The following is a 14,683-nucleotide window of genomic DNA, read 5'->3' on the forward strand; positions in this document are numbered from 1 at the left end:
CCTGATCGTATGGGAAAGACGCTTGCGTGCCCCCGGTTGCCTCAGATATCTCCGAAGGGACGCAACCTTCCTGACGCGAGAGCATATGATCCTGTCCCTTGCCCGCCGATGCGCAATCGCGGCCCTGGTGCTTGGCACTGTAACGCTGGCACCGCTCCGGGTCAGCGCGGCAGAAGTTTTGGTGTTTGCGGCTGCCAGTCTGAAAACCGCGTTGGATGAGATCGCACCGATATTCGAGCAGCAAACAGGGCATCAGGTGACGGTGTCCTATGCGGCCTCGTCAGTGTTGGCGCGGCAGATTCAGTTGGGCGCGCCCGCAGATGTGTTCATTTTCGCCAATGTGGATTGGATGGATGTTCTGCAGGATCAGGGATTGATCGACGTGGCCTCGCGCGTGGATCTGCTGGGCAATGGGCTGGTTCTGATCGGTGGGTCGGATCAGGCGCAGATCGGGCATATTCAGGCGGACACCGATTTGATTGCAAGGCTGGGCAGCGGGCATCTGGCCATGGCGCTGGTCGATGCGGTGCCAGCGGGTATCTACGGCAAGGCGGCCCTGCAAAAACTGGGGCTGTGGGAGGGCGTGCAACCTCGGATCGCCCAGACTGACAACGTGCGCGCGGCGCTCGCGCTGGTCGCGGCAGGGGCGGCGCCACTGGGGATCGTTTACCAATCCGATGCGCAGGTTGAAGATCGGGTGAAGGTCGTGGCCTCGTTCCCGTCAGAGCTTCACCCGCCGATCATTTACCCCGCTGCCGTAAACACTTCGGCGCTGCCTGAGGCACGGGCGTTTCTGGACCACCTGCAATCGGATACGTCCCAAACCATCTTTGCAGAACAGGGTTTTACCCTGCCGGGCAGTTGACACATGGGATGGTTGGGGCCCGCAGAAATTGAAGCGCTGAGATTGTCGCTGCGCGTTTCCTTCTGGGCGACGTTGGTGACATTGCCCTTTGGCATTTTCGTGGCTTATGCGCTGGCGCGCTGGCGGTTTCCCGGGCGTCAATTGCTGAATGGGTTGGTGCATCTGCCGCTGATCCTGCCGCCGGTTGTAACCGGGTATCTGCTGCTGCTGACATTCGGGATTCAGGGGCCGATGGGCAGGCTACTGGGGGAGTTCGGCATCGTGGTCGCCTTCCGCTGGACCGGAGCGGCGCTGGCGGCGGGGATTATGGCCTTTCCATTGATGGTGCGCGCTATTCGTCTGTCGATCGAGGCGGTAGACCCCAAGTTGGAACAGGCCGGAGCGACCTTGGGCGCGTCGCGGCCCTTTGTGTTTGCGACCGTGACCCTGCCAATGATCCTGCCCGGTGTGATCGCGGGCAGTATTCTCGCTTTCGCCAAGGCAATGGGCGAATTTGGCGCCACGATCACCTTTGTCTCAAACATTCCCGGCCAGACACAGACCTTGCCGTCAGCCGTCTATGCCTTCCTGCAGGTGCCCGGCGGTGAGGGGGCAGCGACCCGACTGGTTGTGATTTCAATCATCATTGCCATGGGCGCACTGCTACTGTCGGAATATATTGGTCGTCGCGCCGCCGCTCGGGTGTCCGGGTCATGAGGCTGTCTGTCCGCCTGCAGCATGACCTGCCCGATATCAAGCTGGACCTCAGCTTTGACGCGCCCTTGGGGGTGACGGTTCTGTTCGGGCGGTCGGGGTCGGGCAAGACCACCGTGGTCAATGCCGTGGCGGGACTTCTGCGGCCCAAAGCCGGGCGTGTTGCCGTTGATGGGTGGGAACTATTTGATACCGAACAGGACCTCTGGTTACCGCCGCATCGCAGGCGGTTGGGTTATATCTTTCAGGAAGGTCGCCTGTTCCCGCATCTGACAGTGCGCCAAAATCTGGCCTATGGTCGCTGGTTCGCACCAAAGCGCGCGCGCCGCGAGAACCCGGACAAAGTGATCGAAATGCTTGGCATTGGGCATCTGCTGGATCGCCGTCCAGCGGGCTTGTCGGGCGGAGAAAAGCAGCGAGTCGCCATTGGGCGTGCACTATTGGCCAGCCCGCGCCTGATCCTTGCCGACGAGCCGCTGGCCGCGCTGGACGAGGCGCGCAAGGCTGAGATCCTGCCCTATTTCGAACGGCTGCGGGATGAGGTTTCAGTGCCCATTCTGTACGTCACCCATTCCGCGGCCGAGGTCGCACGGCTGGCCACCTCTGTCGTCGCTTTGCAGGATGGCAAAGTGGTGCGGCATGGCCCGGCCTCAGAAGTTATGGCTGACCCGTCCGTGGCTCCGGCCGGGGTTCGCGCTGTGGGCGCGGTGCTGAATGTGCGGGTTCAGGAACATCATGCGGATGGGTTGACCGAGCTGGAGGCCGGCGGTGCACGCCTGTTCCTGCCACGTATCCCGCATCAAGTAGGGGAAGACCTTCGAATCCGTATTCCCGCGCAAGAGGTGATCCTGTCCAGCAAGCGGCCTGATGGATTGTCGGCGTTGAACATGTTGGAAGGGACGGTTGACACCATCCGCGCGGGCGGCGGGCCGGGCGCCATCGTCTCATTGCAAACGTCCGCAGGGCCGATCTTGGCGCGCGTGACCCGCCGTTCTGTCGCGGCTTTGGGGTTGGAACCGGGCAAGTCCTGTTTTGCGGTAATCAAGACCGTTGCCCTGGCTCCGCAGGATGTGGGCGGCAGGCTGACCCCGTCTTAAATCAGCGCGCGCGCTTCGAATTCACGCAGAACCAAACGGGCGGCGCGACCGAAGCCATTCCCATCAGGGGGCGCGGTATCGGGGAATATCGCCGCCAATTCCTGCAATGCCTCGGATGACAGCGAGTACAAGGATTCCTCACCCAGAAACAGGCTTTCAGCCGATGCGCCTTCGGCGGTCAGGATTTCATGTTCGTCCAGCAGAATGTGGAAATACTCGACGGCCACGTCAGAGGTTTCAATATCGATCCCTGGCCAGGAACACAGATGCTTGGCCGCGACCAGAGCCTCGGGCGTGCCGAACAGCAAATCGACCTTGGGACCGCGGATCAGAACGCGGTGCTGCTGCGACACCAGCAAATCCCGGCTGGGCGTATTTGGGCCAAGGCTGCCCGCGCTGATCCTGACAGGCCGCATGGCGGGATTTTCCCGTAATCGCTCGGGTGGCAGTACGCTGCTTTCGATCCATCGGATCGGTTGCGGGCCGTGATCTGCGGTCAGCACCTTATCGCCAACTGATAAGGCCTCGATTAGTTGCGCACCACCCGGGGTTTCGATCAGCGTGCCAGCGGTAAAACACACCCCTTCGATGGTGATCGTGATCTCTTGCTGCAGGTCGAAAGGGAAAGGCCCAAGAAAAGTGCCGAACTCACCGGTCACTTGAATGGTGAAGGTATCGGTGACGATTTGATTGTCGTCCAGGCTGTCAAAAAACGCCGGGTCAACTGTATAGGTCCATTCGCCTGTATTTGGGTCGACGCTGGCAGTTCCAAAAGCCGGAGGCGAAGAGATAACCCATGTTTCCGACAAAATGGGGACGTTGCTGTCCAGATCCAGATCGCCCATAGCCTGGTTCGGAGGGTTGCCGGTCACATCGCCGGTTATTTCACCCGTAATTGCTATCGAAACCATGTCACGTGCCCTCTGCCGCCAGAACCTGTGCGAACTCCTGCTTGCGGTACAGCTGCATATGAATCGCGCCCGTGTCATCACGCGTCCATTCCACGATCCGGTTTTGAGACATATCACTGTCCATGCGGTTCGTGCGAACCCTAGGATGGGGGATGCTCTTTTTCAGCATCTCTACAATCTGATTGGTCTGCCCGAACGGGGCGACAAGATCGACGATCCAGAACGACGACCCGCTGGTGAAATCGGCCTCGGTCAACGGAGTTTCCTGAATGGCGTACCGGTGTTCGGCCTCGGGGCTAAGGCCAGCGAATGTCACGAATCCGCGCGGAAAGCCATTTTGGCGAAAGATGTGATATTGGCCCAGCCGGAACGGCGTTTCAAAGGCATAAAGCACCTGCGCCAGACTGCGATCCCTATGCGGTGTTGTCAGCGACGCCAGATAGAACAGCGCGCCGAAATCCGCATATTTTTCGGGCGGAATGTCGAACCAGTCCTTTGGGAATGCCTTGCTCAACCCGTGCCTCGTGCAAATGACCGACGATCAGAGGTTACCCTCTAAAGTCCTGAAATGATACCATTTCGGTCACATAGGCGCGTTTCCGTTGCGGAATGGTGAGAATTGCGCCGCCTATCGTTAACTTTACTCATCGAGCCTAATCCCTATCATTTCAAGCAAAGCCGTATTTTGGTTAGAGGAGATTTACTATGCAATTATTCAAATTATTCAGCATAGGTGTTCTGATGTTGGTGCCAGCCCTGGCGCAAGCGACCGGGTTTGGGTTTAGGTATGGCTTCAATCCCGGCTTTCGCACGACAGTGACGCCATTGGACAATGGCAACTATCAAGTGGCCACGCATGGCACGTCAAAGGCAATTGCCTATTGGTGCGGTATCGGTGATTTCGCCATCCGCACCCTCGGCCTGCCGACAACGCAGCAGATTTATGTCTCGAGACCTTATGAAAAGCAAACACGGACGGTGGAGTTTTCGCTGACTAAGCCCGAAGGGGGCAGCACAAAAAAGAGTTATTCGATCAGCGTCAGCCGCGTGGGCGAAAGTATGTCGGCATCCGGGGCGCAAAGCCGTTGCTACGATAACTTTATGGATTTCGATTTCTGAGGGTAGATCAGACCCATTTGGCCATCGGCGGCAAGCTCATCAGCACGGCGTCGGGATCGTGGCCGGTTTCCAGCCCGAACTTGGTGCCCCGGTCGTAAACCAGGTTGTATTCGGCATAGAGGCCCCGATGCACAAGCTGAGCGTTCTTGTCGGCATCGTTGAAACCTTGCACGCGGCGCTGTTCGACCAGGGGTAAAAAGGCCGGAAGAAAGGCACGGCCGATATCTTGTGTCAGCGCAAAATCCGCAGCCCAATCGCCGGTGCAGTAATCATCCATGAAGATACCGCCAACCCCGCGGGCGCGTTTGCGGTGCGGGATATAGAAATATTCGTCCGCCCATTCTTTCAGGCGTGGGTAATGACCTGGCCCGTGCGGGTCCAGATGCGCCCTTTGCGTGGCGTGGAAATGGGCCGTGTCCTCGTCATATTCAATGCAAGGGTTCAGGTCGGACCCACCGCCGAACCACCATGCATGTGGGGTCCAGAACATGCGAGTGTTCATATGCACCGCCGGAACATGCGGATTTTGCATATGCGCGACCAGCGAAATGCCCGAGGCCCAAAAGCGCGGGTCTTCGGTCATGCCCGGAATGCCTTTGCGCGCTGCCATCGCCTGCTGCGCGCGCGCGCCAAGTGTCCCGTAGACGGTTGAGATATTGACGCCGACCTTTTCGAACACGCGGCCACCGCGCATCACCGACATCAATCCGCCGCCCGCATCCGTGCCATCTTCGGACTGGCGCGTGGTTTCCTTGATTTCGAACCGTCCAGGTCTGGCGTCCGAAAACGGCCCGGTGTCGTGGCTGTCTTCAAGAGCCTCAAAGGCGGTGACGATTTGGTCCCGCAATTGGCGGAACCATGCAGAAGCGGTGGATTTTTCGGTGTCGAACATATGTGTCAGTGCGCTGGGGCTGCAACGGGGTCCAGCAGGGTGCGGCCGCCGTCAATGGTTAGAATTTGTCCGGTGATGAAACCTGCGGCGTCCGAGGCCAGAAACTGTGCTGTTTCGGTCAGTTCGGTCGGCGCAGCAATGCGGGCCAGCGGAGTGTGTTTTTCTATATCGTCCCGAAAGTCGCGGTTCTCTTTCAGGGTGGAGCGCAATGAGGCGCTCATCACGGATCCCAATGCGATGGAATTTACCCGAATACGGTTGGGGGCCAGCGCGACAGCCAAGGATCGGGTCATCTGATCCAGCGCGGCGGTCGAGACGGAATAGGCCATCAGGTCAGGGTGGGTTCGTCGCGCTGCAATCGAAGACAGGTTGATGATCGAGCCTGCAATGTTTTCCTCGTCATCTCCGGCTTGTTTGATCATACGTTTGGCGACCAACTGGCTTAACCGTAGGGCGGGCATTAGGTTCTGATTCAGAAGGGTGCGGACTGAATCGTCTTCGGCATCCAGCGGATCAGAAGGGATCACCTGACGGGCGCCGTTGATCAGGATATCCACCTGATCGAAGGCGTCGATTGTGGCCGACAGCAGGTTGGCAATTGTCAGCTTTTCCCGCAGGTCGCCAGCAAAGAAACGGATATTGCTGTCATCGGCCTGCTCGCCCAGTTCTTCGGCCAGCCGCTTTTCGTCCATGTCGGCGAACATCACATTGGCCCCGGCATCGGCAAAGTGGCGCCCGATGGCCAGGCCGACTCCGTTGGCGCCGCCGGTCACGATTGCGGTTTTGCCTGCTATGGAAAAGGACATGCGCTTCCTCCTGAATTGCGGCGCAGGTTAACTGGGATCACCGCCGAGGGCGAGAGGCATGGAACACCTTGAACCGATTGTCGCCGGTCACTTCTTCGACATGCGCAAATGTGTCGGTCAATGTGGGCTCATAGGGGAGGTGGCGGTTGGCCACCATCCACAATGTGCCATTGCGGGTCAGGTTCTTTGCCGCGGATGTGATAAAGCCTTGCCCCAGTGCCGGATCGGCGTTGCGCGTAGTGTGAAACGGTGGGTTCATCACCACGGTGTCGATGGGTTCGTCGGCACGCCATGTCACCGCATCGGCCCAGTGAAACTGAGCGCGGGGATCAGTCACATTGGTGCGGGCACAGGTCAGCGCAATATGGTTGGCCTCGACCAGGTGCAAGGATTTCAGGCCCGGCGCCTGCAGCAGCCCGGCCGAAAGATACCCCCAACCAGCCCCCAGATCGGCGACCCGAGCGCCCAGCTTGTCCGGCAGCGCGGCCCGCAACAGGGCCGAGGCCGGATCAATGCCGTCGGCCGAGAATACGCCTGGCGCGGTTTTAAAACCGTCCGCGGTCTGATGGGCGGGCGCGGCCCAATCCGCAAAAGCATGCGGATCGGACTGGAACCAGAAGATCTTGCCATGCGCCTTTGAAATCGGCCCCTCAACCGCGACCCGCTTGCGGATGTCCTTCAGCAAACTGTCCACACCGTCGGTCTTGGCGCCGTCAACGACAATCACGCCATTCGCGCGGGTGCAGGCCTGCTGCACCATCGACCGGGCCAATGCCTTGGCGCGAGGTAGGATTACGATGGCGTCCTGACAGGGATCTTGCGCCACGGGTACAACCGCGAAGCCCTGTTGGGTGAAATGGTCGTGAAAGGGTTTAAACGGCTGCACCACTTGCGTTTCACGCGGCAAATCAGACAGGTCACTGGCCGTTGTTGGCCCCAGTACAGTCAGTGGTTGCGACAAGGTCAGACCGCTTTGCAGCGCAAGATCAAGGCGAGGGGACATAAGCGATTCCGTAAGACCGGTCTGGTCTTACTCTTCCCGTTCCATGGTGCATTGCAAGGGGTGCTGGTGCCTGCGGGCGAAATCCATGACCTGGCCCACTTTGGTCTCGGCGATCTCGTGGCTGAACACGCCAACGACGGCCACGCCTTTTTTATGCACCGTCAGCATGATCTCGAACGCCTGCGCGTGAGTCATGCCAAAGAACCGTTCCAGTACATGCACAACGAATTCCATCGGCGTGTAATCGTCATTCAGCAGCAGAACCTTGTACAGCGGCGGACGCTTGGTCTTGGTGCGCGTCTGTACCAGGACAGACGCGTCTGCATCGTCGTCGTCCGATTTGTCAGACATCATCCATTGGTGTTCAAGCATCGCGTTCTACTGTCCGATTCAGGCTTCGGTTTGTCTTTGCGCTTATATAACGTCGAACCAGCCAGAGAAAAGAGCCAGCAGGACGTAATAGCCATGGGCCAAAATCTTACCACAATCGGCTTCGATGCGGATGATACATTGTGGCACAATGAGCGGTTTTTTCAGCTGACGCAGGCTTATTTCGCCGATCTTCTGGCGGATCACGCCGAAAGGGATCACCTGATGGAGCGTCTGCTGGCCGCAGAAAAACGCAATATCCGGCACTATGGATATGGAATCAAAGGTTTCATCCTATCGATGATCGAAACTGCGATTGAGGTGACGGATGACCGGGTTCCCGCCTCGGTCATTCGGCAATTGATAGAAGCCGGGCAAGAGATGCTGGCCCATCCGATCGAGCTGTTGCCCCATGCACGCGCGGCGATTGAAAGCGTGGCGGCGACTCATCAGGTGGTGCTGATCACCAAGGGCGATCTGATTGATCAAGAGAGGAAACTGGCCCAGTCGGGGTTGGGTGAGCTGTTCGACGGGGTCGAGATTGTGTCCGAGAAAACGCCCCAGACCTATCGGCTCATCTTTGGCCAATACGGTGACGGGCCTGGATCTGCGATGATGGTTGGCAATTCGATGCGCTCAGATGTGGTGGCCCCGATTCAGGCCGGGTACTGGGGAGTATATGTGCCTCATGGGTTAGTTTGGGAAATCGAACAGGCCGAAACCCCGGCAGATAACCCGCGATACCGCGAGCTTCAGGATTTGGGTCAGCTTGCCAATCTTGTTCAGCGACTCAGCTGATGTGGCCGAATGGTCTCAGTCCTGAAAAATCGACGCCCAGCGTCGGCAAATTCTGGTCATATTCATGGATTTGGTGGTGGCAAGGGTGCGACTGACCACATGTGGTGTGGTGGTGGCAAGCTCAATAAACCGCGAATTCACGAGCTTTTTGTTTCTTTCACTGGGCCCCTGTGTTAGCCTGATCGATAATAAAATAATATTTAGCCGACCGGGAAAACCCGGCGGCCCGAGGTAGACAGAGGCAAAGATCGTGCAGGTTCGGCGGACAGTTCCGGCCCGAATGGGCTTATTCCTTATAGCATTCTTGTGGCTGCTCTCCTTTGCGCCGTTGCAAGGGGTGGCTGCTCCTTATGCGGCGATGGTGATCGATGCACGCACCGGCGAGGTGCTGCATTCGCGCAATGCCGACACACGGCTGCATCCGGCTTCGCTGACAAAGATGATGACGCTTTATATTGCGTTCGAAGCGGTGCGGAACGGTGAGATCGATCTGGATACCCAGGTGCGCATCACCAAAAAGGCCGCGTCCGAGCCGCCGTCAAAGCTGGGCTTGCGGTCCGGTCAGCGAATTGCATTCCGCTATCTGATCCGTGCCGCGGCGGTTAAATCGGCGAACGACGCTGCTACCGCCATCGGTATTGCGATCAGCGGGTCCGAGGCCGCCTTTGCCCGCCGCATGACCCGTACGGCCAAGGCGATGGGCATGAGCCGCACAACCTTCAAGAACGCGCATGGTTTGACGGAATCAGGCCACCTGTCGACCGCGCGTGATATGACCACTTTGGGCCGTCATCTGCTGTATGATTACCCGCAATACTACAATCTGTTCTCGCGCCAATCGACACATGCGGGGATCAAGACCGTTCCCAACACCAACCGCCGCCTGCTGGCCGCCTATAAGGGCGCTGATGGGATCAAGACAGGCTACACCCGGGCTGCGGGCTTCAATCTTGTGGCCTCGGCCAAGCGCAAAGATGAACGTATCATCGCCACCGTCTTTGGCGGCAAGTCGGGCGCATCGCGCAACGCCAAAGTGGCCGAGCTGTTGGACATGGGCTTCCGCCGCGCCCCGTCTCGGGCACCGATCCGTAAACCGGCGCGCCCGGCCTATGCCGGGAATGCCGGATTGGGCGCGACGGTTGCAGCTCTGACCGGTGCACCAAATTCCAGTCTCCGCCCGGTACTGCGTCCAACGGCAGGGTCTGCAGTACAGGTTGCGGGCACGGTTGCTGCGACAGCGGCCAAGAACGGCGCGCGTATTCAGGACGGTATTGCAGTCGCCATGGCCGCTGCGGATATCCAAACCCCAACCGGCGACACAGCGCGCCCCGCTGCGCGTCCGGATGATCTGGTTCTGGCGTCGGCCGATCCGGCCGTGCAGCCGGAACCCGAACCGGAAATTGTCACCCGCCTTTCCACGTCCGGCGGGCATCTGTGGGGCGTCAACGTGGGCCGCTATACCACCCGATACGAGGCGGAAAAGGTTTTGCTGAAAACTGCCCTGTCGGAAATGACCACTCTGGAAGGCACGCTGCGCAAGGTGAACCAAAGCTCGCGCGGCTTTGACGCGACATTCCAAGGCATGACCCGCGAACAGGCCGATTTGGCCTGCCGCAGGCTTCAGGCCCGGAATGTCACCTGTTTCATGATCGGGCCGTCATAAGATCCGACATATACTCTCCTGGATGGATCTGGGCTGCGAGGAAACTCGCAGCCCTTTTTTGTCAGGGCGTTTTAGTCGAACACGTGGCCATGCTGGTATTGTTCGTCCTGCCCGGCGGCGGCTGTCAGGGCCGCCACGTTGTCCTTGGTGAAGAACCCGTCATAGTGGTGGCAGCGTTCGATATATTCCGTGATCAGCAGCGTATTCTTCGAGTGTTTCGAGAAAATCTGCTTGAGGTTCGGATCGTCTTTGCATTCACCCACCACATGGGCCAGAAACGGCACGCCTTTATCCTTGAGCGTATTAACCACGAAATCGACGTTTTTCTCACCGGCGTTGTGATCACCGTCCTGAATTTCGATGGCCATGTGATGCAGGCGACGGCCAAAATTTCGGACGAAATCCTCGGTCGGCATCGGCAGTTGCTCGAATGAATTGATGAAGGACGGGGTGTTGTTGGCTGTGAAGACCTTGGCAGGCGATTTCTTGTCATCATCCACATTCGGGTTTCGGTTCACGTTGGTCGACGAGTTCATGTCAAAGATGTTGTACGCACCCCAGAAGTAATAGGGCACCATGGTGAGAAACTCGAGGATCGCGTCTTCACGCTCACCGGCCAGAATGCGGGTGGCAAGGTGGTCGACCCCCAGCATCAAGGGTGAGATTTTGCTGTCAGAGCCAAAAGCCGCAGCTTGATCCAGCTGCGCCTGCTCGGCATCACTTAGCAACACGCGGTCACCCAGACCCAGGCTGTCGGGGTCATTGAAATCCAGCGTGGAATAACCGACCCGGTTGCAAGTAAAATCCGACGGGGTGGTGAACCGGAACCCATCCAGCGTGTAGAACGGGTTTTCGGTATCGCCTTCATACTCAAAGCGGATATTCTGATCCTCAAGCGTCTTGCTAAGGGTATTCAAGTCTGTCACGCCGTAAATCTCTCCGACGTAACGTGTTTGCGGAGTGCCGCGCGCCAGCGGATACATACGGTTGATGCGGGGAATGAAATCCTCAAAGCTGGGGCTGAGCGGCGCCATCACGATCAACGCCGGGTAGTCGGCATGCGAATGCAGGACCGAAAACTTATGCGTTTGCCCCAAATATGTGGCCGTGTGGCGATAAGGGGTCATCACATACAATTCGATCAGCGTATCGAACAGCGCCGTGGTTTCCACTTGCTGGACAATCGCCCGCATCGGCCCGACCTGATCGGCAACACCAGAGCTGCTGCGCCGCTCATAAATTTTGGGTAGATACTCGCCGAAGAAGTCAGAGTTCTTCTTGTCCCCGCGCGGTTCATAAGACATCAAATCGAAAGACATAAATTTCCCTCCTTGCGTGGGCCCAGAGAGTTCTGGGTCCGGCGTTGCCTGGATTTCCAATAATCAGAACATGCACTTGCAGGCATGCTAGGGTCAGAAATCCAACTGGGCAACAGTAAGAAGGTGGGGTGCAAACCTTACACCCGGATGTCTATCGGGTGAATTTTGTCACCTCGACGCCGCCTGCGATAAGGTTCTCGCGAACAGACCGGGCGATCTGTACCGCGGTCGGCCCATCCCCATGCAGGCAGATCGTGTCGATTGAGGTTTCCAACCGCTTGCCGGTTTCGGTGATGATTGCACCTTTGCGGACCATGTTCAGCATGCGTGGTCCTGCTAGTTCGGGGTCGTGGATGACCGCGCCGGGCAGGCTGCGATCAACAAGCGTACCGTCATCGTTATAGGTGCGGTCGGCAAAAATTTCTCCCACCCATTTGCAACCCAATTCGCGCACGGCCTCTTCCTGTTTGGTAACAGCCAGCACCATGACAATAATGTCCGGGTCCACGTCCAGCGCGCCCTGATAACAAGCTCGTGCCATGTCGATATCGACCGAACACATATTGGCCAAAGCACCGTGCAGCTTCAGATGCCGGACCTTCGTACCAACCGCCTTGGCCATGCCCATCGCCGCGCCAAGTTGATAACGGACCAGGTTGCGCAGGGTTTCGTGTGGCACCTTCATATTGCGGCGGCCAAATCCCTGCAGATCGGGAAAGCCGGGATGCGCGCCGATGCCGACATCGTTCTGGGCAGCCGACGTCATCGTTTTCGCCATGACATCGGGATCGCCCGCATGAAAACCACACGCGATATTGGCCGAGGTGATGATCTTCAGCAGGCTTTCATCATCGCCCATATTCCAAGGGCCAAAGCTTTCCCCCATATCGGCATTCAAATCGACGCTGGGCATCGGCAAACTCCTTATTCGGTGCCAGAGATCATTCCGCTGACCAATTGATAGGATAACAGGTCGGGGATGTCGTGCGGATCGCGGACCAAGGGCTCGACCCGCGCGCGCAATCGCGACAGATCGGACAGGTAAGTGGCGTGCAGGGCGACGGCCTCGTCCATGGACACAAATGTAAACTTTATCTGCCCGCCGGCCGGGGTTTGCACCGCCCGGGGCAGATCGCAGGGCAGGACAGTGGCGATACGAGGGTAACCACCGGTCGTTTGGCACTCGGGCAGCAGGATAAAGGGGTTTCCGGTGCCGGTCATCTGGATGTCGCCCGGGGTGATCACATCTGACAGAATGTTCAATTGACCCTTTGCGGCAAAGCCTTCGCCATCGTTTTCCAATTGCATGCCCATTCGGTTGGCCCGCGCACCGCGCCGAAACGCGGTTTTGGTAAAACGGTCCAGCGTTTCTGGATCGAACAGGGGGGTCTGGAAGCTTGCCAACACGCGCAGGGTGCCCCCGGAAAATCGGTCATCGGGGCGCAGTTTCATACCGGTGTTGCCTGAATAGGGACCGACGGGCAGTCGGTCGCCGGCCTGCACGGCACGCCCGACATTCGCTGTCAGGTGGGCGGAACGTGAACCCAGAAACAGCGGTACTTCAAATCCGCCACCAACATGCAAATAGCCATAGTTGCCCTGATTGGCGGCGCCGATCGTCAGCTTCTGACCCGCCTCCATAGAGAAAGAGGCATTCCAGACAATCGGGAAGCCATCGATACTGGCCTGCATTGGCGCGCCGGTCAGGGCGATGCTGACCGGTTGCGTGGCCTCGAACGTGCCGCCCATTCCCGCCATTTCCAGGGCTGCGCAGTCCGGGCTTTGACCCAGCAGCGCGGCACCCTCATGCAACGCCAGTTGATCTGCCGCCCCTGACCGTGAAAGTCCCTGATCCAGATATCCCGAACGCCCCTGATCCTGAATGGTGCAGGCCGGGCCAATCTGATGTACCAGCAGGCTCATGCCGGGATCTCCTCTCGGGTCGCCCCGCCTAGACCATCATTGGTTTCGCGTATCTGTTCCAGTTCTGCGCGTGAGACCGGCAGAAATTGCATCTCGTCGCCGGGGCGCAGGACAAAGCTCTGTTCGGCTTCGGGACGGAAGCAGCGAAAAGCGGTTTGGCCGACATGTCGCCATCCTGTCGGGTTGGGTCTGGAAAACAGCACAAGTTGCGATATCGCCAGGATCAGCGCTCCTTCCGGCACCATAGGAGTGAGCTTCTTGAGGCGTGGAATGTTGAACTCAGGCCCTAGCGGTCCAAGATATGGCAGGCCGGGCGCAAAGCCGATGGTCAGTACGCGAACACGGGTTTCACTCAGGCGTCGTATGGCTTCGGTTGGTGTCAGCCCAGCTGCCGCTGCGGTTTCGTCCAATTGCGGCGCTAATTCACCTCCGTACACAGTGGGTACCTGCCACAAGCGGCGACCTGCAGGAAGCGGTGCCCGATACCAGTCTTGTTGATGCAGCATCTCTTCGATCCGCCCGTGGATTTCCGTGTGCGGCAGGGCAAGGGGATCGAACCGAACATAGGCCGAGGCCAGAGACGCCGATGTCTCAATCACACCTTCCCATCCAAGAAGGTCGACCGCATTGCGAAATGCAAGCGCCGCCCGGTTCGAGGATTCAGCCATCGTGTCAGCAAACGAGACCAATAGACCGTCCTGACCAACCGTCCGTATGCAAGGAAAGGGGTGCGCGTGTGTAGCTGTCATATTACTGTGCGTTTGGCTGTCTCTTTCCGGCGAGGTGACAGTATCCGAGGGTAATGCGCAAGACCCGGCGCGCGCGTTGTGCCTTTTTCAGTGCCCTGTTTGGAGGCGAGTCGGGGAAACGGGCTCAAAATCGGCCCGGATCAGATGATGCGACTCGGTTGGGTCTTGTGGATGTCGGTTAGGAACTCACTATATATAGGGTATGCGGGTGGTTGACCGATTGCTTATGGTGGGGCAACTGCGTGTGCCTACTTCGTGAGCGGTGTATGTGGCTTAGTTGGGTTCATCTTAATCATTTGAAATATAAGTGAAAAAAATCAATTCGCAAAAAAATCGCGCAAGATGCAATTTTCCACTTGCGGGTTGTTTGGGTAAACCTTAGAACCCCCTTCACCGGCGCTGCTGAGGCGGTGTTGGGACGCTGGAGACGGCGGAGACGCTCAGGAGAGACTGGGGGCATCTTGAGGGATTTGTTA

Annotated in this window: 17 protein-coding genes; 6 read left to right on the forward strand and 11 right to left on the reverse strand. The window is 58.3% G+C overall.

What is annotated here, in order from left to right; all coding sequences use genetic code 11:
- Positions 1-85 precede the first annotated feature (85 nt).
- Genes modA through modC form a run of 3 tightly spaced genes read left to right on the forward strand, consistent with a single transcriptional unit; the run spans position 86 to position 2,655 of the window.
- Positions 86-865 (forward strand): molybdate ABC transporter substrate-binding protein, encoded by a 780-nt coding sequence (gene modA, locus ACR0B0_RS13880; protein WP_480648257.1) that lies wholly within the window; start codon positions 86-88, stop codon positions 863-865.
- Positions 866-868: 3 nt separating this feature from the next.
- Positions 869-1,561, forward strand: a complete 693-nt coding sequence (gene modB / locus ACR0B0_RS13885) for a molybdate ABC transporter permease subunit (RefSeq protein ID WP_170350469.1) — start codon at positions 869-871, stop codon at positions 1,559-1,561.
- A complete protein-coding gene (gene modC, locus ACR0B0_RS13890; RefSeq protein ID WP_170506829.1) occupies positions 1,558-2,655 on the forward strand; it encodes a molybdenum ABC transporter ATP-binding protein in 1,098 nt (365 codons plus the stop codon). Before modB ends, modC begins: the two co-directional genes overlap by 4 nt.
- On the opposite strand, the gene ACR0B0_RS13895 is transcribed toward modC, so the two are convergent.
- A complete protein-coding gene (locus tag ACR0B0_RS13895; RefSeq protein ID WP_480648259.1) occupies positions 2,652-3,566 on the reverse strand; it encodes a Hint domain-containing protein in 915 nt (304 codons plus the stop codon). The two genes, modC and ACR0B0_RS13895, sit on opposite strands and share 4 nt — an antisense overlap.
- Position 3,567: 1 nt before the next feature.
- Positions 3,568-4,080 carry a toxin-activating lysine-acyltransferase gene (locus tag ACR0B0_RS13900; protein WP_480648261.1) on the reverse strand — a complete coding sequence of 171 codons (513 nt, stop codon included), beginning with the start codon at positions 4,078-4,080 and terminating at the stop codon, positions 3,568-3,570.
- A gap of 191 nt (positions 4,081-4,271) precedes the next feature.
- Between ACR0B0_RS13900 and ACR0B0_RS13905 the strand changes: the two genes are divergently transcribed.
- Complete coding sequence (locus ACR0B0_RS13905; protein ID WP_170350461.1) at positions 4,272-4,685, forward strand: hypothetical protein; 414 nt, start codon at positions 4,272-4,274, stop codon at positions 4,683-4,685.
- A gap of 7 nt (positions 4,686-4,692) precedes the next feature.
- Here ACR0B0_RS13905 and hemF read toward each other — a convergent pair whose 3' ends face one another.
- From hemF to clpS, 4 genes are read right to left on the reverse strand one after another with little or no spacing between them, the layout of a single operon-like run.
- The gene (gene hemF / locus ACR0B0_RS13910) at positions 4,693-5,577 is read right to left on the reverse strand and encodes an oxygen-dependent coproporphyrinogen oxidase (protein WP_170350459.1); all 885 of its coding nucleotides are present in this window, start codon (positions 5,575-5,577) and stop codon (positions 4,693-4,695) included.
- Positions 5,578-5,582: 5 nt separating this feature from the next.
- Positions 5,583-6,383, reverse strand: a complete 801-nt coding sequence (locus ACR0B0_RS13915) for an SDR family NAD(P)-dependent oxidoreductase (protein WP_170350457.1) — start codon at positions 6,381-6,383, stop codon at positions 5,583-5,585.
- Positions 6,384-6,420: 37 nt separating this feature from the next.
- Complete coding sequence (locus tag ACR0B0_RS13920) at positions 6,421-7,386, reverse strand: class I SAM-dependent methyltransferase (protein ID WP_170350455.1); 966 nt, start codon at positions 7,384-7,386, stop codon at positions 6,421-6,423.
- Positions 7,387-7,413: 27 nt separating this feature from the next.
- Positions 7,414-7,758, reverse strand: a complete 345-nt coding sequence (clpS, locus tag ACR0B0_RS13925) for an ATP-dependent Clp protease adapter ClpS (protein ID WP_170350453.1) — start codon at positions 7,756-7,758, stop codon at positions 7,414-7,416.
- A 93-nt stretch (positions 7,759-7,851) separates the two neighbouring features.
- Between clpS and ACR0B0_RS13930 the strand changes: the two genes are divergently transcribed.
- Together ACR0B0_RS13930 and ACR0B0_RS13935 are read left to right on the forward strand one after the other, a co-directional pair.
- Positions 7,852-8,553, forward strand: coding sequence for an HAD family hydrolase (locus ACR0B0_RS13930; protein WP_170350451.1), 702 nt, complete (start codon positions 7,852-7,854; stop codon positions 8,551-8,553).
- Positions 8,554-8,833: 280 nt separating this feature from the next.
- Positions 8,834-10,216, forward strand: a complete 1,383-nt coding sequence (locus ACR0B0_RS13935) for a D-alanyl-D-alanine carboxypeptidase family protein (protein WP_170350449.1) — start codon at positions 8,834-8,836, stop codon at positions 10,214-10,216.
- A 71-nt stretch (positions 10,217-10,287) separates the two neighbouring features.
- Here the strand turns inward: ACR0B0_RS13935 and ACR0B0_RS13940 are convergent, their stop codons facing one another.
- The 5 genes from ACR0B0_RS13940 to ACR0B0_RS13960 form a co-directional block, all read right to left on the reverse strand.
- Positions 10,288-11,535: a hypothetical protein gene (locus ACR0B0_RS13940; RefSeq protein ID WP_170412920.1), complete on the reverse strand. Its 1,248-nt coding sequence runs from the start codon at positions 11,533-11,535 to the stop codon at positions 10,288-10,290.
- Between the two features lie 151 nt (positions 11,536-11,686).
- Positions 11,687-12,448 (reverse strand): LamB/YcsF family protein, encoded by a 762-nt coding sequence (locus tag ACR0B0_RS13945; RefSeq protein ID WP_480648263.1) that lies wholly within the window; start codon positions 12,446-12,448, stop codon positions 11,687-11,689.
- Between the two features lie 11 nt (positions 12,449-12,459).
- The gene (locus ACR0B0_RS13950; RefSeq protein ID WP_480648265.1) at positions 12,460-13,458 is read right to left on the reverse strand and encodes a 5-oxoprolinase subunit C family protein; all 999 of its coding nucleotides are present in this window, start codon (positions 13,456-13,458) and stop codon (positions 12,460-12,462) included.
- A complete protein-coding gene (locus tag ACR0B0_RS13955) occupies positions 13,455-14,207 on the reverse strand; it encodes a 5-oxoprolinase subunit B family protein (protein WP_170397355.1) in 753 nt (250 codons plus the stop codon). Before ACR0B0_RS13955 ends, ACR0B0_RS13950 begins: the two co-directional genes overlap by 4 nt.
- A 292-nt stretch (positions 14,208-14,499) precedes the next feature.
- Positions 14,500-14,683: hypothetical protein (locus ACR0B0_RS13960; RefSeq protein WP_480567545.1), on the reverse strand; the 184-nt coding region annotated here is incomplete at its 5' end.

Source organism: Ruegeria sp. BA12 (genome assembly GCF_056539625.1).

Coding starts and splice junctions, on each gene's coding strand:
- modB (WP_170350469.1), top strand. CDS start 869: ATGGGATGGTTGGGGCCCGCAGAAATTGAAGCGCTGAGATTGTCGCTG.
- modC (WP_170506829.1), top strand. CDS start 1,558: ATGAGGCTGTCTGTCCGCCTGCAGCATGACCTGCCCGATATCAAGCTG.
- ACR0B0_RS13955 (WP_170397355.1), bottom strand. CDS start 14,207: ATGACAGCTACACACGCGCACCCCTTTCCTTGCATACGGACGGTTGGT.
- ACR0B0_RS13935 (WP_170350449.1), top strand. CDS start 8,834: ATGGGCTTATTCCTTATAGCATTCTTGTGGCTGCTCTCCTTTGCGCCG.
- ACR0B0_RS13920 (WP_170350455.1), bottom strand. CDS start 7,386: ATGTCCCCTCGCCTTGATCTTGCGCTGCAAAGCGGTCTGACCTTGTCG.
- ACR0B0_RS13905 (WP_170350461.1), top strand. CDS start 4,272: ATGCAATTATTCAAATTATTCAGCATAGGTGTTCTGATGTTGGTGCCA.
- ACR0B0_RS13950 (WP_480648265.1), bottom strand. CDS start 13,458: ATGAGCCTGCTGGTACATCAGATTGGCCCGGCCTGCACCATTCAGGAT.
- ACR0B0_RS13945 (WP_480648263.1), bottom strand. CDS start 12,448: ATGCCCAGCGTCGATTTGAATGCCGATATGGGGGAAAGCTTTGGCCCT.
- hemF (WP_170350459.1), bottom strand. CDS start 5,577: ATGTTCGACACCGAAAAATCCACCGCTTCTGCATGGTTCCGCCAATTG.
- clpS (WP_170350453.1), bottom strand. CDS start 7,758: ATGCTTGAACACCAATGGATGATGTCTGACAAATCGGACGACGACGAT.
- modA (WP_480648257.1), top strand. CDS start 86: ATGATCCTGTCCCTTGCCCGCCGATGCGCAATCGCGGCCCTGGTGCTT.
- ACR0B0_RS13930 (WP_170350451.1), top strand. CDS start 7,852: ATGGGCCAAAATCTTACCACAATCGGCTTCGATGCGGATGATACATTG.
- ACR0B0_RS13895 (WP_480648259.1), bottom strand. CDS start 3,566: ATGGTTTCGATAGCAATTACGGGTGAAATAACCGGCGATGTGACCGGC.
- ACR0B0_RS13940 (WP_170412920.1), bottom strand. CDS start 11,535: ATGTCTTTCGATTTGATGTCTTATGAACCGCGCGGGGACAAGAAGAAC.
- ACR0B0_RS13915 (WP_170350457.1), bottom strand. CDS start 6,383: ATGTCCTTTTCCATAGCAGGCAAAACCGCAATCGTGACCGGCGGCGCC.